Here is a 24656-nt window from a genome sequence, read left to right as displayed (position 1 = left end):
TCGGCTGCCCATGCGGTGCTCGGCGCTACGATCCCGCCGAAACCACCAGCGACACCGCCTTCCCGTCGATCGACTGCGATATCACCTTTCCAGCCGGTTCGCTCGACTTAACCTGGGTATACACGATCCAGTAGCTGCTCAGCGACGACAGGGCGTCCGAGAGGTTCATGCCCACCACGCTGGGTGCGGTTGCGGGATCGGCTCCCTGGATGGACTCGTCGATGTCCTTGTTGTCTTCGCTTTCCTTTTCGGAATCCGTCTTCGATTCAGAGGACTTCTGGTCGGTCGGCTTGGGCGTGTTCGCGTACGGGGGATCGGCGACGGTGGGGAAGGGGACGACGGGCTGTCCTTCCAGGGCCTTCGACATGAAGTTCTTCCACAAAGGCGACGCGGTCAGCGACGGGCTGGTGGTCGAGTAATCGCGGTTGCCGATCCATACCGAGCAGGTCAGCGTGGGGCAGTACCCCACCAGCCAGTGATCTCTGAACTCGGTGCCGGTACCGGTTTTCCCGGCGACCTTCTGCCCGTTGGCGGGGGAGTAGCCGTACGCGGTTCCCTCCCGGGTCTCGAACACGCCGCGCAGCACCTTGGTGGTCGCGCCGGCGATCTCCTCGCTCAGCACGCGCTCGCCCTTGTCCTTCGCCTCGTAGATCACCTTGCCTTCGCTGTTCACGATCTTGGTGATGATCACCGGATCGCGCTTGACCCCCTGAGCGGCCAGCGTGTTGTAGGCGGTGGCCATTTCAAGCGGCGTGACGTTCTCGGTTCCCAGCGTGATGATGGGATAGGAGGGGAGGTCCTGATTGACACCCATCGAGTGCGCGATGTCTATCACTTTGTCGGTTCCCACCTTCTCGATGAGGCGGTAGTACCCCGTGTTCGACGACACCGCGGTCGCGCTGGATATCGAGCGCTTGCCGTAGTTGATGCTGTCGAAGTTGTGCAGCTTGTCCCCGTTCGGCAGGGTGTAGGGATCGGTGCAGTCGATGACGGTCGAGGGGCTGATGCCCGCTTGCAAAGCGCCTATCAGGGTGAACACCTTGAACGACGAACCCGCCGGACGACCTCCCTGCGTTGCGATGTTCCACTGGTCGGTGTAGTAGTCCTTCCCGCCCACCATAGCTAGAACGTGTCCGTTCTTCGGGTCCATCGCCACAAGCGAGGCGTCAAGATCGCTGCTCATGGAGGCGTACTGCTGGGCGCAGGCTTCATCGGCCTTGTCCTGTAAGGTGGTGTCGAGGGTGGTGTAGATGGTCAGGCCGCCTTCGAACAGGTCCGCATACGAGCAATCGTACTGGTTGCCCTCCGCCAGCAGCTGGTTGCGCACGTGGCTGGTGAAGTAGGGGTAGGCGTAGATCCCCTGGAAGGGCGCCGCGGCCTTCGGATTCAGGCCGAGGTCTTCGCTCAGGGCGCTCTTGTATTCGTCGTCGGTGATGACGCCCGCCTTCAGCATGCGCGAGAGCACGACGTTCCTGCGCGCGAGGCACTCGTCGGGATGCTCTTTGGGGTTCAGCTGGTTGGGCGACTGGGGGATGCCCACCAGCGTCGCCGCCTGGGTGATGCTCAGGTCGGCGGCAGAGGTTTGGAAGTAGTTCTGCGCGGCGGCCTCGATGCCGTAGCATCCGTCGCCGTAGTTGATGACGTTCAGGTACAGGTTGAGGATCTCGTCTTTGGAGTACTTCTTCTCCATCTCCAGGGCGAGGGCGGCTTCCCGGACCTTCCTCTCGATCGTGATGTTGTTGGCCTCTTCCGACAAGACGGTGTTGCGCACCAGCTGCTGGGTGATGGTCGAGGCGCCTTCGAGCTGCCGTCCGGCCAGGTTGGAGTACAGGGCGCGCGCGATGCCCCAGGGATCGACGCCGTTGTGCTCGTAGAAGCGCAGGTCCTCGGTGGCTACCGTGCCCTCCAGCACGTAGCGGGAAATATCCGATTTCTCAACGGGGTCGCGCTTTTCCAATTGGAATTCAGCCAACAGCGTTGTACCGTCGGCGGCGTACATATAGGATTGCTGTGCGAAATTGAACGTATCCGTGTTGTTCAGGCTGGGCAGGTTCTGGGTCCATTTGCCGATGGCGTTCCAGACTCCGATGCAGGCTCCTATTGCGAGCGTCACGGCGATTGCGGACGCAACGACGAGGGACCATCCTACGGCGTGGGTTTTCGCGTGGCGGAATTTGCGGCGAGCTTTCATAGAGGGCACCTGTACTGTGTTTGGGCTGGCTTTTCGTCTGATACGGGTACAACTATATACGAGAGGCGCGCATCGTGCGCATCGGGGCCGTTACTACCAAGGACAATTATGACTGAATTCGATCTATCAAGGACGGGGAAAAACGTCGAGCTGCTGGCGCCCGCGGGCAACGTCGAGTGCCTTCACGCCGCCGTCGCGGCGGGGGCCGATGCGGTGTATCTGGGCCTCGGCGACTTCAACGCACGGCGCGGAGCCGACAACTTCACGATGGAATCGCTGGCGGAGGCCTGCGATTACGCGCATCTGCGCGGCGTGGCCATCTACGTGGCCCTGAACATCGCCATCCTCCCCTCGGAGATCGATCGTGCGGTCGATACGGCGAGGCAGGCCGTCGAAGCGGGGGCCGACGCGGTGATCGTCGAGGATCTCGGCCTCGCCGCGCGTATCCGCCGCGAGATCCCCCAGGTCGAACTTCATATATCAACCCAGCTGAACACCCATAGCGCGGCGGGCATCGAAGCTGCGGCCCGGCTGGGTGCTTCGCGCGTCACGCTGGCGCGCGAGCTGTCGTTTGCCGAGATAGCCTCGCTCGCCGAGGTGGCGGAAGGTTTCGGCATGACGGTCGAGACGTTCGCCCACGGGGCCCTGTGCGTATGCTACTCGGGACAGTGCCTTATGTCTTCCCTGATCGGGGGGCGTTCGGCGAATCGGGGAACGTGCGCTCAGGCGTGCCGCCTTCCCTACGAGCTGCAAAGCGACGATCGCTCCAAGCCCCTGCCGGCCGAGGGAGCCCACCTCCTTTCCCCGCGCGATTTCTGCACGGCCGAGGTGATGCCCCAGATGGTGGCCTCGGGGACGGCGTCGTTGAAGATCGAGGGCCGCATGAAGTCGGCGACGTACGTGTTCTCGGTCGTGTCGGTGTACCGGGATATCCTGGATCGGGCGCTGGCCGGGCAGGACGCCCAACCCACCGAGCGGCAGCGGGGGGTTTTGTCCGAGGCGTTCTCGCGCGGGTTCACAACCGCGTATCTCACCGGCGATCGCGGAAACGAGATCATGAGCTACGCCCGCCCCAACAACCGCGGGGTTCTGGCCGGCCGTGTGTCCGAGGTCAAGGACGGTTTCGTCGAGATTGCGACCCAGATCGACCTCAACCCCGGAGACGTGATCGAATTCTGGACCAAGCGCGGCCATTTCGCATGCCCGCTCACCGCCGCGTCCTTCACGCGGGATGGGCGCGTGCGTTTGGCGCCCGATCAGAAGGTGGGGAAGGGCGATAGGGTGTTTCGCGTGCGCAACGCAGCCGCGGAGTTCGCCGACGATGCCCTCGAGCCGCGCGTGCCGGTGGACGGGCGCGTTCGGCTTGTGCTGGGCGAACCCGCGCGCGTCGAGTTCTCGCTTGCGGAAGGCTGGCGGGGCGCTCGGCGCATCGCGGCGGCCGCTTCGCCTTCGGCTGTCGTTTCCGCCGGCGAAGCGCAGTCCGTCTGCGGATATGCTGGCGTTGCCGAGGGTCCGGTCGTCGAAGCTGCGCGCACCAGGCCCCTTGCGAGGGAAGACGTGGAGTCCCATATCGATCGGCTCGGCCAGACCCCCTTCGTCCTCGCCTCGCTCGAGGTCGAGCTTTCCGAAGGCGCGGGCATGGGGTTCTCCCAGCTGCATCATCTGAGATCCGATGCGCTCGATCACCTGCAAGAGCAGCTGCTCGGGCTGTACGCGGCCAAGCGCCGCGCCCTCGTCGAGGACCTGAACGCCCGCTCCGAGCAAAACGTCGACTTCGAGGCGATCTCCACCGTGCCGGCCATCGGCGTTCCGCGCAAGCGCCCCGACCAGGTCTCGGTGGTCGCCTGGGCTTCCAACCCCGCATGCGCGCGCGCCGCGAAGCGCGCCGGAGCCGACGCGGTGTACATCCCCATCCTCAATTACAAGCGCGGCGAATCGGTTCTCGCCGGCGTTCGGCGCGAGGAGAACGAGCAGGCCGGCTACCCCAAGCAGAAGGTGATGGCGCTTCCCACCGTCGATCACGACCCCATCGTCGGCACCCGCGAGGATGCCTGCGGCTTCGATGTGTGGGAGTACGTGCGCGAGGGCAGGCGCGTGTTCGCGGACAGCATGGCTTCCTGCGTGCGAGCCCAGGCCTACGGAGCCCTCGTCGAGCTGGGCCCCCATGTTCCCCTGACGAATGCTGCGGCGTTGCGCCTGGTGGAGCAGTGGGGGGTAGCCCGCGTGTGGCTGTCGCCCGAGCTCACGCTGGGGCAGATCGCCGATCTTGCGGAGAAGACGTCTATCCCCCTCGGGTTGACGGTATCGGGCGCCCAAGAGCTGATGGTGACCGAGCACTGCCTCCTTATGAGCCAGGGTCCCTGCGATCAGAACTGCGCGGCATGCCGCCGCCGCAACGTCGAGCACCATCTGAAGGACCGCAAGGGATTCGATTTCCCGGTGGTCACCGACTCCATGGGGCGCAGCCACCTCTACAACGGAGTCGAGCTCGATATCGTGCCGTGCCTGCCCGATCTGCTGGCCATAGGCGTTTCCTCGTTCATGGTGGACACCACCCTTATGGGTAAAGACGAGGCTCATGCTGCGGTGTCCCGCGTTGTCCGCGCGCTCAAGCTCGCCTCCGAAGAGGGTCGTTCGGTCGAGAAACGCCGGGGGACCACCACGGGTCACCTGTTCCGCGGGGTATCGTAGGTCGCCGAAACGATGCGCGGCCTGATAACGTGCTAGAATCGCTTCTTGTTGTACCGAATCTCAACGTCGATTGGAAACCTATGCAGTCTGTCGAAGAGCAAATCCGCATCATCTCCTCCGGTGCCGACAAGGTGGTTCCCGAGCAGGCTCTCGTCGAGAAGCTCAAGCGAGGGAAGCCCCTGAACATCAAACTGGGCGTCGACCCCACCGCCCCCGATATCCATCTGGGGCATGCGGTTCCCCTGCGAAAGCTGCGCCAGTTCCAGGACCTGGGCCATCAGGTCACGCTCATCATCGGCGACGGCACCGCGCTGATCGGGGACCCCTCGGGCCGCAACAGCACGCGCCCCCAGCTGTCCCTCGAGCAGATTCGGGAAAACGCCCAGACCTACGTCGACCAGGCATTCAAGGTCCTCGATCCCGAGAAAACCACGCTGGTGTACAACTCCGAGTGGCTCTTCGAGATCGATATGCGCAAGATCCTCGAGCTCACCAGCCTCTTCACGGTGGCCCGCATCCTCGAGCGCGACGATTTCCACAAACGCTATATCGGAAACCAGCCCATCAGCGTCCACGAGTTCCTCTACCCCATCATGCAGGCGTACGATTCGGTCGTCATCAAGGCCGATGTCGAACTCGGAGGGTCCGACCAGCTGTTCAACCTGCTGGCGGGTCGCGAGCTGATGGAGAAGATGGGCATGGAGCCGCAGGTGTGCCTGACCCTTCCGCTGCTCGAGGGAACCGACGGCGTTCAGAAGATGTCGAAGAGCTACGGCAACTACATTGGTCTGACCGATGCGCCCGCCGATATGTTCGGCAAGGTCATGTCCATCCCCGACGAGCTGATGGAGAAGTACTTCCGGCTCGCGTCCACGGTCGAGGTAGCCGAGATCGAACGCATCGTCGAGGGGCTTTCCCGCGGCGATCTGCACCCGAACAAGGTGAAGCGCTCGCTTGCCCGCAACATCGTGGCCGCCTACTATAGCGAGCCCGAGGCGAACGAGGCCGAGGCGTCGTTCGATCTGCTGTTCAAAGACCACGCGCTTCCCGACGACATCGCCGACTTCGCTGCCGATCTCGCTCCCAACGACGAGGGAACGGTGTACCTCGCGAAGATCATCGCCGACTCGGGGCTTGCGGCCAGCGCTGGGGAAGCGCGCCGCCTTATCGACGGGGGAGGGGTCAAGATCGACGGGGAGGCAGTTCCCGCGAAGTGCTACAACGTCGACCCGGCCAAGCTTTCCGGTGCAGTCGTACAGGTGGGGAAGCGAAAGTTCGTGAGGATCGTCTAGCGGGCGAGGTTGAGCCACCCAGCGAACAAATGCTGCCTATACATATATATGCGAAAACGAGGGGCGGAAGGAATTCCGCCCCTCGACTTTTGCGAAGGCTCCTATCGACCAAGGCTTGAACCCTCCTCGACCCGCCCCTCCCTCCCCCCGTTTGTGGAGAAGCCTCCACAAACGCCGGGACCCCGTTGCGCCCGGGCGGCGGGGGGCGTATAGTAGCAACCCGCGCTCGGGGAGGGCGCGCCCCGAGAGGGGGCCCGCAGGGCCCCGGCGAGGGGGAAGAGAGGGGTTGACGGCTCGCGCCGGATGCCCTAGAATCACTCCCCGCGCCGAACGCGGGAGCGGGAGGCGGGCCAGGGCCGGGAGGCCCCGGCCGGAACCTTGAGAACCGGATACTGGATACGGAAAGATCGAATCGAGAAAGATTCCGATGGATCAGACGGACCACGTCAGCCCGTCCCCCGCAGGGGGAGGGGCGGTTACTTTAGTTTAGAGCTTACTTCGAACGGAGAGTTCGATCCTGGCTCAGGATGAACGCTGGCGGCGTGCCTAACACATGCAAGTCGAACGGTTAAGACGGCTCCGGCCGTGAATAGAGTGGCGAACGGGTGAGTAACACGTGACCAACCTGCCCTCCGCACCGGGACAACCGGGGGAAACCCCGGCTAATACCGGACGATCCCGGGGCCCCGCATGGGGGCCCGGGCGAAGCCCAGGCGGCGGGGGATGGGGTCGCGGCCCATTAGGTAGACGGCGGGGCAACGGCCCACCGTGCCGACGATGGGTAGCCGGGTTGAGAGACCGACCGGCCACATTGGGACTGAGATACGGCCCAGACTCCTACGGGAGGCAGCAGTGGGGAATATTGCGCAATGGGGGCAACCCTGACGCAGCAACGCCGCGTGCGGGACGACGGCCTTCGGGTTGTAAACCGCTTTCAGCAGGGAAGATCGTGACGGTACCTGCAGAAGAAGCCCCGGCTAACTACGTGCCAGCAGCCGCGGTAATACGTAGGGGGCGAGCGTTATCCGGATTCATTGGGCGTAAAGCGCGCGCAGGCGGCCCGCCAAGCGGAACCTCTAACCCCGGGGCTCAACCTCGGGCCGGGTTCCGGACTGGCGGGCTCGAGTGCGGTAGAGGCAGGCGGAATTCCCGGTGTAGCGGTGGAATGCGCAGATATCGGGAAGAACACCGATGGCGAAGGCAGCCTGCTGGGCCGTTCACTGACGCTGAGGCGCGAAAGCTGGGGGAGCGAACAGGATTAGATACCCTGGTAGTCCCAGCCGTAAACGATGGGCGCTAGGTGTGGGGGGAACCGTCCCTCCGTGCCGCAGCCAACGCATTAAGCGCCCCGCCTGGGGAGTACGGCCGCAAGGCTAAAACTCAAAGGAATTGACGGGGGCCCGCACAAGCAGCGGAGCATGTGGCTTAATTCGAAGCAACGCGAAGAACCTTACCAGGGCTTGACATGCTAGTGAAGCGGCGGAAACGCCGTGGCCGGAAGGAGCTAGCGCAGGTGGTGCATGGCTGTCGTCAGCTCGTGTCGTGAGATGTTGGGTTAAGTCCCGCAACGAGCGCAACCCCTGCCCCGTGTTGCCAGCATTCAGTTGGGGACTCGCGGGGGACTGCCGGTGACAAACCGGAGGAAGGCGGGGACGACGTCAAGTCATCATGCCCCTTATGCCCTGGGCCGCACACGTGCTACAATGGCCGGCACAGCGGGCTGCCACCCAGCGATGGGGAGCGAATCCCGTAAAGCCGGCCCCAGTTCGGATCGGAGGCTGCAACCCGCCTCCGTGAAGCCGGAGTTGCTAGTAATCGCGGATCAGCACGCCGCGGTGAATGCGTTCCCGGGCCTTGTACACACCGCCCGTCACACCACCCGAGTCGTCTGCACCCGAAGCCGCCGGCCGAACCCCTCCTAGGGGGCGGAGGCGTCGAAGGTGTGGAGGGTAAGGGGGGTGAAGTCGTAACAAGGTAGCCGTACCGGAAGGTGCGGCTGGATCACCTCCTTTCTAGGGAGACGCGCGAGCGTCCGACGGGGCAGCGCCCCGCCTGGATAGACAGACAAGGGCCGCCGTCCGGCCCCCGTACCCAGCATCCGGCTCCGAGGGCTCCGGCCCTCGGCCGGCGCACGCGCCGGCGGAGAGCACCTTGACAGCTGCATAGCGTTTCATCGAGAGAAAGATGATACTTGTAACCATATTCATTTATGGTTCTCCAAAGATACAGGCCGCCGCCCCCTCGCGGGGCGCGGCGGCCGCATCTGCGATCGCGATTTCAAGCGCGATATGCGATACGAACCCATCACATTTTTCATGTCAGGGGAACTGACAAGCGGAACGAAGCGAAGATGTCATGGGCGCACGGCGGATGCCTTGGCACAGGAAGCCGAAGAAGGACGCGGTAAGCTGCGATAAGCTGCGGGGAGGCGCAAACGGCCCTCGATCCGCAGGTCTCCGAATGGGGGAACCCGAGCGGGGTCATGCCCGCTCGCCCCCGCCCGAACCCATAGGGCGGGGAGCGGCAACCCGGGGAACTGAAACATCTAAGTACCCGGAGGAAGAGAAATCAACCGAGATTGCGCGAGTAGCGGCGAGCGAAAGCGCACCAGCCCAAACCGAAGACAGCATACGCCCTGGGGGGTTCGCTGCTTCGGGGTTGCGGGGCGCGCGAGGGGGACCCCCCAGGGTCCCCGCGGAGTCACAAAGGGAGCGGGTAGCGGAACGGCCTGGGAAGGCCGGCCGTAGCGGGTGAGAGCCCCGTACGCGAAACCCCCTCCCCTCCGCCGGCGCGTCCCCGAGTAGGCCCGGGCACGTGAAACCCGGTCCGAAGCAGGGGGGACCACCCTCCAAGGCTGAACACTCTCCTGTGACCGATAGCGAACCAGTACCGTGAGGGAAAGGTGAAAAGCACCCCGAGAGGGGAGTGAAACAGCACCTGAAACCGTGCGCCCCCAAGCAGTCGGAGCGGCTGGAAATGCCGTGACGGCGTGCCTTTTGTAGAATGAGCCAGCGAGTGGCGGTATGCGGCGAGGTTAAGCTTAGAAGCGAGCCGCAGCGAAAGCGAGCCTTTAAGAGGGCGATGCAGTCGCATGCCGCCGACGCGAAGCCGGGTGAGCTATCCTTGGGCAGGCTGAAGCGGGGGTAAGACCCCGTGGAGGGCCGAACCCACTTCGGTTGAAAACGGAGGGGATGACCCGAGGATAGGGGTGAAAGGCCAATCAAACCCGGAGATATCTCGTTCTCCCCGAAATAGCTTTAGGGCTAGCCCGGCCCGTTCAGCCGCGGCGGTAGAGCACTGGATTCCCTAGGGGGCTTCACCGCCTGCCGAAGGAAACCAAACTCCGAATGCCGCGGCTCCAGAGGGCCGGAGTCAGAGCGCGTGGGCTAAGCTGCGCGCTCGAGAGGGAAACAGCCCAGACCGCCCGCCAAGGCCCCCAAGTCCGTGCCGAGTGGCAAAGGATGTGCGCTCGCCCAGACAGCCAGGATGTTGGCTTAGAAGCAGCCATGCATTCAAAGAGTGCGTAACAGCTCACTGGTCGAGTGGGAGCGCGCCGACAATACACGGGGCTAAGCACGGCGCCGAAGCGGCGGGCCGGACGCGCATCGCGTCCGGCGGTAGGGGAGCGTTCCCGGAGGGGCGAAGCGGCAGGGGCGACCCGCCGTGGACTTCCGGGAAGCGAGAATGCTGGCATGAGTAGCGAGAGACGAGCGAGAAACTCGTCCGCCGCAAGCCTAAGGTTTCCTGGGCGAGGCTAATCCCCCCAGGGTCAGTCGGGAGCTAAGGCGAGGCCGCGAGGCGTAGCCGATGCGCAACGGGCGGACATTCCCGTACCGCCCGCAGCGCGCCCGAGTCCCAGCGGCGACGGAGAAGGATACGCGGGCGTGGTTCTGGACGCCCACGTGAAAGCATGTAGGCCGGCCGGCAGCGAAGTTCGCCGGCCGCCAAGGCCGAGACGCGAGACGAAGCCCCTAGGGCGAAGCCGCGGATTCCATGCTCCCTAGAAAAACCGCGGGGACGAGCGCTGCGGGCGCCCGTACCAAAACCGACACAGGTGGGCAGGTAGAGCATACCGAGGCGATCGGGGGAACCGTGGTCAAGGAACTCGGCATAATGGCCCCGTAACTTCGGAAGAAGGGGTGCCGCCGGGGGTGGAGGGACGAGCTCCCCGAGCCCCTGGCGGCCGCAGCGGATTGGCCCAAGCGACTGTTTACCAAAAACACAGGACTCTGCCAAGCCGCAAGGCGACGTATAGGGTCTGACGCCTGCCCGGTGCCGGAAGGTTACGCGGACGCGTCAGCCGCAAGGCGAAGCGCCGAAGCCAAGCCCCGGTAAACGGCGGCCGTAACTATAACGGTCCTAAGGTAGCGAAATTCCTTGTCGGGTAAGTTCCGACCTGCACGAACGGCGTAACGACTTGGGCGCTGTCTCGACCACGGTCCCGGTGAAATTGCATTGTTCGTGAAGATGCGAGCTACCTGCGGAAGGACGGAAAGACCCCGTGAACCTTCACTGCAGCTTGGCATTGGCCGTTGGCCCGGAGCGTAGAGGATAGGCAGGAGGCTGAGAAGCCGGGGCGCCAGCCCCGGCGGAGCCGACCTTGGAATACTGCCCTCTTCGCGCCGGCGGCCTAACCCCCGGCCGTGATCCGGCGGGGGGACCGTGCCAGGCGGGCAGTTTGACTGGGGCGGTCGCCTCCCAAAGCGTAACGGAGGCGCGCGAAGGTCCGCTCAGGACGGTCGGCAACCGTCCCGAGAGCGCAAGAGTGCAAGCGGGCTTGACTGCGAGGCCAACAAGCCGAGCAGGTGCGAAAGCAGGTTCTAGTGATCCGGCGGCCCAGAGTGGAATGGCCGTCGCTCAACGGATAAAAGGTACTCCGGGGATAACAGGCTGATCTTGCCCAAGAGTCCACATCGACGGCAAGGTTTGGCACCTCGATGTCGGCTCATCGCATCCTGGGGCTGGAGTCGGTCCCAAGGGTTGGGCTGTTCGCCCATTAAAGCGGTACGCGAGCTGGGTTCAGAACGTCGTGAGACAGTTCGGTCCCTATCCTCCGCAGGCGCAAGAGGGTTGAGGAGACCCGCCCCTAGTACGAGAGGACCGGGGCGGACGGACCTCCGGTGCGGCAGTTGTCGACCAACGGCACGGCTGCTTAGCCGCGTCCGGCGCGGATAACCGCTGAAGGCATCTAAGCGGGAAGCCGCCTCCAAGATGAGCCCTCTCTTACGGTAAGGCCCCTCGTAGACCACGAGGTTGATAGGCCGCAGCTGCAAGCCCGGCGACGGGCTCAGGCGAGCGGTACTAATCGGCCGAGCTCTTCGCTTCACCAACGTCCCGCCGCGCATGCCGCGCCGCGGTCGCTCCCGATGGGCGCTGTGCAGCCGCCAGGGTGCTCTCCGGCACCGAACCGCCCGCGCCCTGCGCGAGCGCGGCCATGGAGGCGGGGATCACCCGATCCCGTTCCGAACTCGGCAGTTAAGCCCGCCGTCGCCGAAAGTACTGCAGCGCCAGGCTGCGGGAGGATAGGGAGCCGCGCTCGCGCAGGGCGCACCGGGAGGTGCGCCGGGGAGGGGCCCGTGAGGGCCCCTCCTTTTTCTTTTAAAGGCGCTTTGCGAGGCGTCCTGAGAAGCCCCCAGGCCGGGCGAATCTTTCAATAAGGTAATAAGCGTGTAAATTCACGCTGTTCAGAAGCAGGTCTTTTCTTCCGCTTATATAATGGGAATATTCATTTTGCGTCCTTTTTCCTGTAAAGGGGAGTGACCTGTGTCCGAATTCTCTTCCGATTCTAATCAACTCGCAGCCAAAGCCCTGTCGAACGAGGATGCCCTGATCGAGTTGGTGGAAAGCCTCGAGGGTGCTTCCCGGCGATCCCGCCAGGCTTCGGCGTCGGCTCTCGCCATAGTGGCGCGCGAGAACCCTGAATTGCTCGTCCCCCACATCGGAGGGTTGATGGACGGCCTGAACCGTCCGGAAGCCCAGACACGATGGGAGTGCATCGATGCGCTTACGTTGCTGGTGCCCTTCGCCTCGGAAGCATGCGCAGCGGCTCTGGACGATGTCGAATCGGCTTTGTTCGATGAATCGAATGGTCCTGTGCGCCTTTCGTCCGTTCGGTTCCTGTGCAAATTCGGAGCAACGGGTCCCGATGCGTCCGGGCGGGTTTGGCCCCTCATAGACGAGGCCATCCAATGCTATCACGGCGACCTGGAATTCTCCGAGATGCTGGGCGCTGTTTCCGAGTTCGCCGTAGGACCGATATCCGCCGAGGTGCGTCAGGCTTTAATCGATAGGATGTCGTTCGATGCGACGAACGGCAAAGGACTTGCGAAGAAGAAGGCCGTCCAGATCATCGAAAGCGCGCAAGCCGCACAATAACCTTGCCGAATGCGCAGCAATGCTGCGCATTCGCCTTTTTCTGCCCCTGCAACTGGGGAAAGACCGTTACGATTGAACGGCTTGCACGCCCATCGCCACCGAATGCGAGTCGAGCTTTCGGAAGACGGCGGCGCCCGGCGGATCGATCGGCCGCCCCGACAGCTCGGTCGGCATCCGACGATCCGATCGCCTGCAAGGGGCGCTGGTTGCGTGAGAACCAAGGGATTTCGAGATAGGAGCGCTATGACCCGACATGTTGTCACCCTTATTCCCGGGGATGGAATCGGAGTCGAAACCTCTGCGGCTATGCAGCGCGTAGTGGATGCGAGCGGCGCCGACATCGAGTGGGAGGTCGCTCCTGCGGGTGCCGAGTGCATCGAGTCCGAGGGAACGCCGTTGCCCGAATCAACCCTTGAGTCCATACGCAAAAACGGCGTTGCCATCAAGGGTCCGATCGCAACCCCGGTCGCGGGGGGCTTTCGCAGCGTCAACGTCGCTTTGAGGAAAGCGCTCGATCTGTACAACTGCCTTCGCCCGGTGAGATCGCTTCCCGGTGCGGGAGGTCGCTATGAGGATGTGGACCTGGTCATCGTTCGGGAGAACTCCGAAGACCTGTACGCGGGAATCGAGTTCGAGCAGGGAAGCGAAGGCGCTGGCAGCATCATCGATCTGTGCGAGTCGCTCGGAGCCGGTTCGATTCGCCGCGACTCGGGCATATCCATCAAACCGATTTCGGTCGCGGGGTCCCGCCGCATCGTCCGCGCAGCGTTCGAATACGCGCTTGCCCAGGGTCGACGCAAGGTGACCGCCGTTCACAAGGCCAATATCATGAAGCATTCCGACGGGTTGTTCCTGACGGTTGCGCGCGAGGTCGCCGCAGAATACGAGGGACGCATCGCGTTCGACGAGCGGATCGTTGACGCGTTCTGCATGAATCTGGTCATCGAGCCCGGTCAGTTCGACGTGGTTGTGTTTCCGAACCTGTACGGGGACATCGCAAGCGATCTGGCGGCAGGGCTGGTGGGCGGTCTGGGCATCGCTCCGGGAGCCAACATCGGGGACGACTGCGCGGTGTTCGAGGCCGTGCATGGCTCGGCGCCCGATATCGCGGGCCAGGACAAGGCGAATCCGACCGCGGAGATCCTGTCGGCTGCTATGATGCTCGACCATCTGGGAGAACAGGGAGCCGCATCCAGGATCCGGGAAGCGGTGCGGCGCGTGTACGCCGACGGTTCGTGCTTGACGGGCGACATTCGCTGGGCGACCGGATCGAAGGAACCCGCTGCTTCCTGCACGGCGTTTACGGATAACCTGATCGAGGTTATGCGGACGCTGTAGAGTTGTTCCGCTGCATCGGAAAGCCGGTTGGTACAGGGAGCGGGCGCTGGCGATGAGGCGTTTTCCGTTTGATGGCGTAAGGTTTAAGTGAGGGGTGGCAATGACGGGGTGCAACGAATCGTTCAAGCAGGTGCTCGATGTCGAGGGGATCGGGTTCGATTACTATCCGGTCTCTCGGGTTCCGGGCGCCGAAAAGCTTCCCTACGCTCTGACGGTCCTAGTGGAAAACGCATTGCGCTGCGTCGAGGGCGAGTCCGCCGCGCTCGAGTGCGCCCAGCGGATCGTCGATGCCGGCTTGGCGGGCGCTCCCGGCGAGGAGATAGAGTTCTCCCCGTCGCGCGTGCTGTTCCAGGACTTCACCGGCGTGCCCGTCTTCGTCGACTTCGCCGTGATGAGGGAGGCTTGCGCTCAAATCGGGGGAGATCCGGCCAGCATCAACCCCCAGATCCCGTGCGATCTGGTTATCGACCACTCGGTTATCGCCGACGAAGCGGGCAGCGAATCGGCGCTCGATAGGAACATGGAGCTCGAGTTCGCGCGCAATGCCGAGCGCTACCGCTTCCTGAAGTGGGCTCAGGACTCGTTTCAGAACGTGAGGATCGTGCCTCCCGGATCGGGTATCTGCCACCAGCTGAACATCGAGAAGTTCGCCCAGGTTGCGATGGTGCGCGATGTAGAGGGGCGCGTGTGCGACGCATCCGACGCGTGCGGACGCGATGCGGAGGGCAGGCCCCTCGCCTATTTCGACACGCTGGTGGGAACGGACAGCCACACCCCTACGGCGAACGGCATCGGCGTGCTCGGCTGGGGCGTCGGCGGCATCGAAGCCGAAGCGGCCGCTCTGGGGCAGCCCATCACCACGCTTGTTCCGCGCGTGGTGGGCATCAGGCTTGTCGGAAGGCTTTCGGGCAGCGTGTCCGCCATGGATGTGGCGCTTCGGTTCGCCCAGATGCTGAGGTCGCGCGGCGTAGTCGGGTGCTTCGTCGAGTGCTTCGGCCCGGGCCTCGACAGCCTGAGCGCCACCCAGCGGACCTGCATCTCAAACATGACCCCCGAGTACGGCAGCACCTGCACGCTGTTTCCCGTCGACGGGCGCACGCTCGACTTCCTCCGCATGACGGGCCGTTCCGAGCAGCAGGTGGCGTTGGTCGAGGCGTACGCCAAGGCGCAGGGCCTCTGGCACGACGATCGGGTCGAGCGCGTGTACTCCGAGATCATCGAGCTCGACCTGTCCCAGGTATCCGCATCGATGGCGGGCCCGTCGCGTCCGCACGATCGCTTCGACCTCTCCGATGCGCGGGAGCGATTCGAGGCGCTGCGCTCGGAGCGCGGGCTGAGCAGCGACGAGCGCGCGGTCGTGGCTATCGATGGCAAGCAGCACGAACTTGCGCACGGGGCTGTGGCCATCGCCGCCATCACCAGCTGCACGACCGCGGCCGATCCCCGGATGATGCTCGCTGCAGGGCTTGCCGCGCGCAATGCCGAGCGCGCGGGCTTGAAGCCCCAGCCGTGGGTGAAGTGCGTGTTCGCTCCCGGAAGCCATGCGGGCACCGAGATACTCGAGCGAGCCGGGCTTTTGGATTCGCTTCGGTCGATCGGGTTTTTCAACTGCGGGTACGGCTGCATGAGCTGTATTGGGAACTCCGGCCCCATCAAGCCTGAAATGCACGAGGTGTGCGATCGCATCGAGCTTGCCAGCGTCCTGTCGGGAAACAGGAACTTCGAAGGCCGCATTTCGCCCGATGTGTCGCAGAACTACCTGATGCAGCCCGCTGCGGTGATCGTGTACGCGATTGCCGGAACGGTCGACTTCGACTTCGACAGCGAACCTTTGGGGGTCGACCTCAAGGGCAACAGCGTATTCGCCCGCGACCTCATGCCGTCTGCCGAAGAGCTCGACGAGCTTACGGGCAGGTTCGTAACAGCGCAGGCCTATGGGGAGGGCTCTGCGAGCATGTTCGAGGGAACCGAGGCCTGGAAGGCGCTCGATGTGTCTCCGAGCTCGGCGTTTGCCTGGGACGAGGCGTCCACGTATGTGCGCCGCCCCCCTTATTTCGACGGGATGACCGTCGATCCCGCGCCCGTCGAGGTGCCTTGCTGCGCGCGCGTCCTGGCCAAGTTGGGGGACTTCATCACGACCGATCACATCTCGCCGGCCGGTTCGATCGCTGCGGGTTCGCCTGCGGCGCTGTACCTCGAATCGCACGGGGTGGAAAGCGCCGACTTCAATACGCTGGGGTCGCGCCGAGGTAACCACGAGGTGATGATGCGCGGGACGTTCGCCAACGTCAAGCTGATGAACGAGCTTGCGCAGGGTCGCAGGGGAGGTTGGTCGCTCGACTTCTCCGACGGTCAGGTCAAGCCTTTGTTCGACGTTTCCGAGTCGTATCGGGGAAGCGGCGTTCCCAGCATCGTCGTGGCGGGCAAGATGTACGGCAGCGGCTCTTCACGCGACTGGGCGGCGAAAGGCCCCATGCTTTTGGGGGTTCGCGCCGTGATCGCGGAGAGCTTCGAGCGCATCCACCGCTCCAACCTGGTCGGTATGGGCGTGCTGCCGCTCCAGTTCGCCGAAGGCCAGAATGCGGAAACGCTGGGGTTGACGGGCGGGGAGACCTATACGGTGGCGCCGGTCGATTTCTCGGGCGGCCTGCCCGAGCCCGGAGTCGTCTCCGTGACCGCCCGGCAAGACGACGGAACCGAGGTGTCGTTCGATGCGACCGTGCGCGTGGACACCCCGACCGAGGGGCGCTACATGCAGCATGGGGGCATCCTCCAGTACGTGCTGCGCGGACTCGCCTCGAAGCGATAGCGCCCGAGGCCGAGACGCGGGCCGAAGCCGAGACGCGAGGGTCTGCGGCGCGCCGGGGATGCTAGGAGAGGACGGCGATGAGCGGGGGAACCAGGCAGGCGAGCGCGGCGATAGCGGGGTTACCCGGTTTTCTCTGGGAACCGCCGAGGGCGCTTCTGCCCTGCGATCGGTAGCAGCGGGCCCGAAGCGAGGTCCCCACGCGCTGCGACCTTCTGAGGGATCCTGCGACGAGGGGGGCGACGAGCGACGTCCAGGCGGCTATCCTGGCCGCCGGGCCTCCGTGCGTCAGGCATGCGCCACGCGATAGCTGCGATCTTCCGATGGATCGCCCCTCTTCGACGAGCGTCGGGACGAATCGGAGGGCGAGGCCGAGGGCGAGCGCTATATCGCTTGCCGAGATGCCGGTTTTCTCGAACGGGGCCAAGATCCTAAGGAAAGCGCGGTTGACGTCTTCGAACGGACAGGATCGGGCGGCGAGCGAGGTGGCTCCGATGAAAAGGACGACGCGGGCGACGGCCTCCAGACTCTCGAGCGCCCCCGCCCCATCGACGGCAACGGCTCCCGCATGCCCATGCATCGATCCCAGAGAGGTTCCGATCGCTCCCCAGACGATGGTGATCAGGAAGATCGGGACGAGGGGACGGATCCCCCTCGATACGCTGCGCGGGCTTTCTCCCGCCGCTTGGCAGGCAGCCGCCAGCAGCACGGTCAGTGCAGCCAGCCCGTACCACGATCGGCAGAAGGGGAGCGAAGCGCAGAACGAGAGGCACAGCGCGAGCTTTCCCTCGGTGGCGATCGAGGGTGCTTCGAATCGGATGATGTCGGCTGGTCGCGATTGCATGGGGTCCCTACTGGATCGCGTCTCGAAGCGGCTGTGCGGTCGCGGTCCTTCTCTGCGATGCGGGAAGGACTCTGAGAGTTCCTTCGGCGACCGACCCCGTGATGATCCCCGTGACGACCGATGCCACGATCATGATCGGCACGTTGACGAAGACGATGGGGGTTTGCAGCATGAATGCCGCAACGGCGAGCTGGCCTGCGCTGTGGAGCAGGGCGGCCGCCACGCTTACGGCTTTCAGGTTGAGCGTTCCGATTCGCCAAAGGACGATCATGCCCGCGAGGGCAAGCGAGCTCCCCGCAAGGCTGTATGCGATCATCGACGGTACCCCGACGATCGCGGACGTGGCCACGGCCTTGAAAAGGGCCACGCCCCCCGCCCAGCGCGACCCTTTGAGATACAGGGCGCAGAGGACGCAGACGTTGGCTAGGCCCAACTTGATTCCGGGCACGGTTACCGGCAACGGCATGCTGGCTTCGAGGTAGCTGAGGACCAGCGTTGCCGAAACGAGCAGCGCGAGCTCCGCGATCGATTGGGTTTTTCGCTCTTGGGGGTTCATGGGGCTCCTTCCCGAGACGGTATGGCCGCTTACGCGAATGCGGAGTCCGACCGGCCCTCTTCGGTCGAGATCACGCGCACGATGAGGCGGTGGGGGATGCATATGATCGCCCCGCTCGCATCGCAAAGGGGCGCCTGGTCGATGCAATCGTGGTTCGGGCAGTCGGCCGATTCCATGCGGACGAACCCGTTTTCTATCGCGATGGTGTTCGTTCCGAGCGAACTGGTTATGGAATGCCGGCCGTCGACTGCGAGGGGGAACCGGTGGACGTTCCCGTCCCCATCGGTCACCTCGACCGTTTTCTCCGCGCTCCCGTCCGCCCTGGCAAAGACCCTGTCGGCTGCGATCCCGATCAGGCCCGCTGCCAGCGCTCCGGCGATGAACAGGAAGCTTCTGCGGGAGCGGGGTCTGTCTGCGCTGAAGGTTCCGCCGTTATCCGCTACGCCCATGAGACCTCCAATCCCCGGCTTGCGCTCGATCGGCCGTTTCTGTCGACGAACAGGGCGGAAGCGCCGGCGTGCTCCCGCGCGAACCGCTCTCCGAGGTCGGCTCCCAGCAGGAAGGCGATGGTCGAGCAGGCGTCCCCGTCGACCGATTTCCCGCTCAGTATCGTGGCGCTTGCAAGCTCGGTCTCGAAGGGCATTCCCGTATGGGGGTCGAGGATGTGGTGGCGCAAGACGCCGTTTTCCTCGAAGCTGCGCTCGTTGATTCCGCTGGTGACTGCGGAGAGGTTTGCGGCGGGGATCGTTGCCAGCACCGTCCCCCGCACGCTGTTGGGGTCTTGGATGCCGATGCTCCACGGGTCGCCCGAAGGCTTCGATCCCAGTGCGAATGCATTTCCTCCCATGTTGACGAGGGCGCTTTCGCATCCTCCCCGCACGAGCATCCCGACGATATCGTCGGTTGCGTACCCCTTGGCGATCGCTCCCAGGTCGATTTTCGCGTCAGGGTCGGTGAGCGTGACGGTGAGCCCGTCGATGCCGACGGTGCGCCAGTCGACGTGGGGAAGGGCGGCTTCGAGGGCGTCTTGGTCGGGGGAGATCCCCTTCTTGAAATCCCATAGCTCGGTGACCGAGCCGATAGTGACGTCGAACATCCCCTGGGAGGCGGCGCTGTACCCGAGGGCCTTGGCCAACACGTCGGCGGTCTCCTCGTGAACGGTTACGGGCATCCCGTCTGCGTGGTTGATGGCGAACACGTCGGATCCCGCCTTGGTGCGGGAGAAGATGTCCTCGAAGTACTGCAGGCGATCCATCACGCGATCGAGCAGGTCCTCGTCGCAGAATGCCTCGATGGCGATCGCGGTATCGAAAAGGAAGGCGGCGCGTCGCGCCGGCTGGGCGCCTGGGACGAGGGCGGGGGCGACCGCCGCATCGAGGCGCGAGCAGGCCGCGAGCGGGGCGGCGAGGACTCCCGCCGCGCAGGCTCCCGCTGCTTTCAGAAACATCCTGCGTGAGATCACGCGCAGCCTCCTTCTCGTTGGTTGGCTTCGGTCGGGAAGATGCGGCTTAGCTGTTCGCTATCGCTTCTGCCGCAAGCTTGCCCGAAGTGAGGGCCCATCCGTTGTTGGCTCCCGACGGGGAGTTGCTTCCCATGACCCCGCCTACGACCTCGCCGGCGGCGTACAGGCCCTGGATGGTCTGGCCCTTGGTGTTCTGAACCTGCAGTGAGGTGTTCACAACCAGGCCGCCCATCGTGGTTGCGTAGCGGGGCTTCTGTTCGACCAGGTAGTAGGGGCCGTCTCCGATCTTGTGCTCGAGATACTTCCCGCTGCGCCCGAACTCTTCGTCAGACCCCGCCTCGACGGAGGCGTTGTACTTGTCGACGGTGGCCCTCAGCGTTGCCGGATCCATACCCACGATGCCGGCGAGCTCTTCGAGGCTGTCGGCATGGGCGAAGATGGGGGTCGAGGTGCCGTTCGCCTCGAGGTATCCCTCGACGGCTTTCTCGTTGAAGCCGGTGTCTTTCAGCTTGGTGCTCCAGGTATCGAAGTTCTCCTGGTCCATGAGCAGGTAGAGCATCGAGCCGGTCTGTTCCAGCTCCGCCTCGAGGATGGTGTGGTTGCTAGCCTTCTCGTTGACGACGCGCTTTCCCTCGGGGTTCACGAGGATGGTGCTCATGGGCCACACCAAGATGTTGCCGTCGATCGTCGATTTAGCGCGGCCCTTCGAGACTTCGACGCCGTTGGGGTAGCGCTTGGCGTAGTCGAGCATGAGGGTCGCCGCATCGACGCCTTCCGCGGTCGCCATGGTCAGCCCGTCTCCCGTCGACGAAGAGAGCCCGTAGTACAGGGAGGTTGTCTTCAGCTCGTCGCTGAGCCATTCGTCGCTGTGGCCGTATCCACCGGTGGCGAGGATCACATCGCTCGCGTGGAGGGTGTAGGGCGTCCCGTCGTTGCCCGTCGCCTTCAGGCCGCGCACGGCGCCGTCCTCGACGATGAGGCTATTGGCGTGCACGTCGGTGAGGACGGTTGCCCCGGAATCCGCCACCGCTTTCCTGAGGCTTTCGGTCGCGCCCGCTCCGCCGCCTTCGTATGCAAGCTCTCGGTTGTGGCTGTACTCGGCGAGGTCGTGCAAGCCGCCCTTCATGTTGTACTCAACGCCGCAGTATTCGTTTACCCAGTCGGTCGTCGGTCCGACGTTGTTCGCGTACAGGTCGATGAGTTCGGGAACGCACAGGCCCTCGCCGTTTTTCTGGAAGTCCTCCACCATCGATGCGGCGGAGTCGTCGGTCACGCCCGCTTCGGCCTGGAGCTTGCTCCCTTGCACCACCTGGTTTCCCCCGCTCACGGATATCGAACCGCCCAAGCGGTAGGTTTTCTCCACGAGGATGACGCTTTTGCCGAGCTCCTCGAGCCGGATCGCGCTCGACATGCCGGCGCCTCCGGCCCCCACGACCACGACGTCGGCGGAAAGCTCCTGGGCTTCCTTGCTCGTTTCGGACGCGCCCGTTTTCTTGAGCGACGTGACGTTGCCTCCCGCTTTCTGAACGGCATCGGCCACGGCGTTCATGAATCCCATGCTGGACATGGTGGCTCCCGAGACCGCATCCAATCCGAGGCTCTGCGTTTCGACGACGCGCTTCGGAAGGTCCTCGAGGGCCCCTGCGGCGATGGTGGGGGTTTCGGACTGCGATACGATGTCGATGGACTCGATCGCATGGTCGCTGAACGTCACCTCGACGACGATATCGCCCCCGTTGCCCGTTCCCGTTCCCGTATACGTTCCCGCATGGTAGCTGGGTTGGGCGCTGTTAGAGCTCTTCGGGGCGCAGCCGAAAAGCGCCGAAGCGCCGAAGAGCGCGAGCGAGACGCTCAGTGCGATCGAGACGATCTTCGTGAACGTCGATCTGCTGCGTTTTGTGCAGCGCGCAGCGCGATGGTTTCCTTCCATCGGACCCTCCTTTTTCCTTTCGTCGTTTGCCGGGATCCCCCCTCGGGACCCCGCGTCGGGCCTCCTTTTCGCCCGCAGGAGAAGGGTAGGTTTCCGAGTGCGGTGCCCGAAACGCCCGAAACGGGGCATTCGGATTGTGCAAGGGGAGCAGCCGATCGCCCGAAACGGGGGATATTTGCTCATCAGGCGCTATGCTGCCCCGGTTGTTCGGCCCGCTGGTTCGGGCGAGCGGTTTGCGTAGGCTACAATGGACGCGACGCGGCGGTCGGGCCGCTTGTTTTCCGTGCGGTTCGTCGGGGGATGCGGATGGGTTTTTTCGACAGGCTGAGGCCCAGCCATCTTGGGCTGATGTTCGTGCACATGTGGGTGTATTGCGTGACTCATCGCCCGGTGCTGGCCGAAGACGTTTCGGTCATGGGCGTCATGTACGTGTCCCTTTCGGCGTTTTTGCTGATCCTGATCGCGCGTTTCGGCCGAGGCCCCGTCTCCGATCGGATTGCGCGCATCATGGACGCTGCCGCGGTTCTCTGCATGGTCGCATCCGCCGCCCTCCTGTCGCTTCCCCTGCAGGGGGCGTCTTCCGTTGCGGTGTTCTCCGGGGCGCTGCTGGGAGGTCCCGGGGCCGCGTGGGCCTACTTGAGGTGGGGGAAGTTCTACAGCACGCTCGATCTGGGCTATTCGGCGCCGCTCATCTTCGTGAGCATGGCGGTGGGGTCGGCGGGTAAGCTCCTGATCGACTTCGCGCCCGTTCCGATCGCCGCGGTCGTGCTGACGGCGCTGCCCTTCTTGGTGTTCGGAAGCCTGTCGAAGGTGGGTTCGGGGAGCGCGTCGGATGAGGTTCCGTTCGTGTACTTCAACCGCCGAACGGTCGGATCGCTGCTCCCGCTGTTTTTCGGCGTCGCGCTCTACAGCTTCACCGTGGGTATCGTGCAATCGGTTCTGCTGGCCGATATACCCATCGGCCTGAGGTCTTCGATCTTGCTCAACCATGGGTCGGAGGTACTGCTCGCAGGGGGTTTATGCGCCTGGGTACTGCGGGGCGGGAGGCTCGACGTCGGCCATTCGTGGAATCTCGTGCTGATACTGATGACGACGGGGCTGGTGTTCTCGCCGTATCTGGACGTGCTGGCGCTGAACCATGTGCTCGCCCTCGTGAGGACCGCCCAGACGTTTCTGATCGTCATATTGTTCCTGATGCTGGCCGATATCGCGCGCCACAGCTCCTTCGATCCTCTGGCCGTGTTCGCGGTCGGGTGGGTGTCGTATGCGCTGCCGTTCGCGGCGGGTTCCATTTTCGGCCAGGAGCTGAGGGCCTTTTCGGACGCCGTGCTGGTGGCTTCGCTTGCGGTTTGGGCCATCGTCATCGTGAAGATCCTGTTCCTGGACAAGACGGGATCCGGGGGATCCTTGGTGTTCTCCGACCTCGAGACCGTGTTCGATGGGGACAGTCCCGCGCAAAGGATAGGCGCGATGCAAAGCGACCTCGACAGGCAGGTTGCGTTATCCGACCGGTCGCCCGAGGAGGATTCGCTGAAAAGGCGCTGCGCCGCGTTGGCCCGGCGGTTCAAGCTTACCGCCCGGGAAACCGAGATCCTCGAGCTGCTTGCCCGGGGGCGGAGCAAAGGATACATAGCCGACACGTTCATCATCTCGGAAAACACGGTTAGAAGCCACGTGAAGCACGTCTATACGAAGCTTTCTGTCCATAGCAAGCAGGAGATGCTCGACCTCATCGAATCGACCGACGGGCAATGAGGCAGAAGCCCCTGTCGCCGCCCTTCAAGGCGGTGGGCTCGAGGCTTGACAAGGATGGGAAATCGGGTAATATGTAACGGCTGCTTTTCTGCAGCGCGAACGTAAACCGTTCCGCTACCAAAGACAGCTGGTGTCCTTCGGGACTTAAACGCGATCGCGGCCCGCCGAGGTGGTCATGCGATACGTATGTGCCGACCCTCGCTGTCTTTCGATGGCGGGGGTCGTTTCGTTTTCACGAGCGGCTCCACCCGAAATCGGAGCGGAACCGATCGGCAAACGAAAGGAGGTGCACTGCATGCCCAACGCACAGAATCAAGCGATGATGGCTTCCATCAAGGAGGATCTGGCCGACGTCAAGGCCGTTTGGGTCGTTGACTACCGCGGCCTGAGCGTCAAGGAGGTCGAAGGCCTTCGCCGCGACATCCGCGAGGCCGACGCGTCCATGAAGGTGTACAAGAACACCCTTGTGCGCATCGCCCTCAAAGAGCTCGACATGGCCAACCTCGACGAGGTCCTGGAAGGCCCCTCTGCTTTCGTGTTCTGCAAGAACGACCCCGTTGCGTCCGCCAAGGCCCTGACCGAGTTCGCCAAGGGTAACGACAAGCTCGTTATCAAGGGCGGCATGATGGACGGCGACTTCGTCAACGCCGGCCAGTTCGACGCCGTTGCGTCGCTGCCTTCGCGCGAGCAGCTGCTCGCCCAGATCGCCGGCGCCATCTCCGGCGTCGCTCGCGGCCTCGCCGTTTCCATCAACGGCGTTCCCAGCGGTCTTGCCCGCACGATCCAGCAGGTCTCCGAGCAGAAACCCGCTGCATAACATGTGCAGCACCGGCGGCGTGAAAGCCGCTTAAGTCAACGAAATGCGGTCGCACAGGCGGCCCTTTGAAAGGAAAGTACCATGGCTGTTACCAAAGAAGAAATCATCGAGGCCCTCAAGGAGATGTCCCTTCTCGAGGCTTCCGAGCTCGTTTCTATGATCGAGGAGACCTTCGGCGTTTCCGCTGCTGCTCCCGCCGCTGTCGCGGTTGCCGCCGCCCCTGCCGAAGCTGCTGAGGAGAAGTCCGAGTTCGACGTCGTCCTCGAGGGCTTCGGCGACAACAAGATCGCCGTCATCAAGGCCGTCCGCGAGATCACCGGCCTGGGCCTGAAGGAGGCCAAGGAGGCTGTCGAGGGCGCTCCCAAGGCTATCGCCGAGGCCGTTGCCAAGGAGAAGGCCGACGAGATGAAGGCCAAGCTCGAGGAAGCCGGCGCTGCCGTCACCTTGAAGTAAAGCCGCATCTTCGCGGTTGTTCGGAGGGGGCCTGCGGGTCCCCTCTTTTTGTTTTGGCTTAGCCGCGCGGCTCTTCGGCTGATTCGTCGACCAAAACAGGGCTTTTTTGAGAAAAGTTTCAAGCCGTGCAAGGTTGCCGTCAGCTT

Annotated in this window: 14 protein-coding genes and 3 rRNA genes; 11 read left to right on the top strand and 6 right to left on the bottom strand. The window is 63.9% G+C overall.

Annotation, left to right across the window (positions count from 1 at the left end; genetic code table 11):
* Positions 1 to 25: 25 nt before the first annotated feature.
* The gene (locus JI75_RS07955; RefSeq protein ID WP_240993166.1) at positions 26 to 2113 is read right to left on the bottom strand and encodes a transglycosylase domain-containing protein; all 2088 of its coding nucleotides are present in this window, start codon (positions 2111 to 2113) and stop codon (positions 26 to 28) included.
* Between the two features lie 186 nt (positions 2114 to 2299).
* Between JI75_RS07955 and JI75_RS07950 the strand changes: the two genes are divergently transcribed.
* The 8 genes from JI75_RS07950 (at position 2300) to acnA (ending at position 16696) form a co-directional block, all read left to right on the top strand.
* Positions 2300 to 4882 carry a U32 family peptidase gene (locus JI75_RS07950; RefSeq protein ID WP_039690067.1) on the top strand — a complete coding sequence of 861 codons (2583 nt, stop codon included), beginning with the start codon at positions 2300 to 2302 and terminating at the stop codon, positions 4880 to 4882.
* 80 nt (positions 4883 to 4962) lie between these two features.
* On the top strand, positions 4963 to 6174 hold the full coding sequence (gene tyrS / locus JI75_RS07945) for a tyrosine--tRNA ligase (RefSeq protein ID WP_039690066.1): 1212 nt from the start codon (positions 4963 to 4965) through the stop codon (positions 6172 to 6174).
* Between the two features lie 499 nt (positions 6175 to 6673).
* Positions 6674 to 8186: ribosomal RNA gene (locus JI75_RS07940) — 16S ribosomal RNA — on the top strand.
* Between the two features lie 331 nt (positions 8187 to 8517).
* Positions 8518 to 11499, top strand: a 23S ribosomal RNA gene (locus JI75_RS07935).
* A 99-nt stretch (positions 11500 to 11598) separates the two neighbouring features.
* A 5S ribosomal RNA gene (rrf, locus tag JI75_RS07930) occupies positions 11599 to 11713 on the top strand.
* Together the 16S, 23S and 5S rRNA genes form the textbook arrangement of a ribosomal RNA operon.
* A gap of 224 nt (positions 11714 to 11937) precedes the next feature.
* Positions 11938 to 12549: a hypothetical protein gene (locus JI75_RS07925; RefSeq protein ID WP_039690065.1), complete on the top strand. Its 612-nt coding sequence runs from the start codon at positions 11938 to 11940 to the stop codon at positions 12547 to 12549.
* A 243-nt stretch (positions 12550 to 12792) separates the two neighbouring features.
* Positions 12793 to 13887: an isocitrate/isopropylmalate dehydrogenase family protein gene (locus JI75_RS07920; RefSeq protein ID WP_039690064.1), complete on the top strand. Its 1095-nt coding sequence runs from the start codon at positions 12793 to 12795 to the stop codon at positions 13885 to 13887.
* A gap of 100 nt (positions 13888 to 13987) precedes the next feature.
* Positions 13988 to 16696, top strand: a complete 2709-nt coding sequence (gene acnA, locus JI75_RS07915; RefSeq protein ID WP_039690062.1) for an aconitate hydratase AcnA — start codon at positions 13988 to 13990, stop codon at positions 16694 to 16696.
* A 61-nt stretch (positions 16697 to 16757) separates the two neighbouring features.
* Here acnA and JI75_RS07910 read toward each other — a convergent pair whose 3' ends face one another.
* From JI75_RS07910 to JI75_RS07890, 5 genes are read right to left on the bottom strand one after another with little or no spacing between them, the layout of a single operon-like run.
* Complete coding sequence (locus tag JI75_RS07910) at positions 16758 to 17537, bottom strand: energy-coupling factor transporter transmembrane component T family protein (protein ID WP_039690060.1); 780 nt, start codon at positions 17535 to 17537, stop codon at positions 16758 to 16760.
* A 7-nt stretch (positions 17538 to 17544) separates the two neighbouring features.
* Positions 17545 to 18093 carry a Gx transporter family protein gene (locus tag JI75_RS07905; protein ID WP_052241704.1) on the bottom strand — a complete coding sequence of 183 codons (549 nt, stop codon included), beginning with the start codon at positions 18091 to 18093 and terminating at the stop codon, positions 17545 to 17547.
* Between the two features lie 29 nt (positions 18094 to 18122).
* Entirely contained in the window at positions 18123 to 18542 is a 420-nt protein-coding gene (locus JI75_RS08860) for a NusG domain II-containing protein (protein ID WP_052241703.1), read from the bottom strand.
* The gene (locus JI75_RS07895; RefSeq protein ID WP_144299295.1) at positions 18533 to 19555 is read right to left on the bottom strand and encodes an FAD:protein FMN transferase; all 1023 of its coding nucleotides are present in this window, start codon (positions 19553 to 19555) and stop codon (positions 18533 to 18535) included. The genes JI75_RS08860 and JI75_RS07895 overlap by 10 nt, the downstream gene beginning before the upstream one ends.
* Positions 19556 to 19601: 46 nt before the next feature.
* The gene (locus JI75_RS07890) at positions 19602 to 21485 is read right to left on the bottom strand and encodes an FAD-dependent oxidoreductase (RefSeq protein ID WP_052241701.1); all 1884 of its coding nucleotides are present in this window, start codon (positions 21483 to 21485) and stop codon (positions 19602 to 19604) included.
* Positions 21486 to 21791: 306 nt separating this feature from the next.
* Here JI75_RS07890 and JI75_RS07885 point away from each other — a divergent pair, with 306 nt between their 5' ends.
* The 3 genes from JI75_RS07885 (at position 21792) to rplL (ending at position 24510) form a co-directional block, all read left to right on the top strand.
* Positions 21792 to 23240: a response regulator transcription factor gene (locus tag JI75_RS07885; protein WP_039690058.1), complete on the top strand. Its 1449-nt coding sequence runs from the start codon at positions 21792 to 21794 to the stop codon at positions 23238 to 23240.
* Positions 23241 to 23535: 295 nt separating this feature from the next.
* Entirely contained in the window at positions 23536 to 24057 is a 522-nt protein-coding gene (gene rplJ, locus JI75_RS07880) for a 50S ribosomal protein L10 (protein WP_039690056.1), read from the top strand.
* Between the two features lie 81 nt (positions 24058 to 24138).
* The gene (gene rplL, locus JI75_RS07875) at positions 24139 to 24510 is read left to right on the top strand and encodes a 50S ribosomal protein L7/L12 (protein WP_039690053.1); all 372 of its coding nucleotides are present in this window, start codon (positions 24139 to 24141) and stop codon (positions 24508 to 24510) included.
* The last annotated feature ends 146 nt before the right edge of the window (positions 24511 to 24656 follow it).

The organism is Berryella intestinalis (genome assembly GCF_000814825.1).
GTDB classification, from domain to species: Bacteria; Actinomycetota; Coriobacteriia; order Coriobacteriales; family Eggerthellaceae; genus Berryella; species Berryella intestinalis.
The sequence above is the reverse complement of the archived record's forward strand: the minus strand, read 5'-3'. Positions and strand labels throughout refer to the sequence as shown.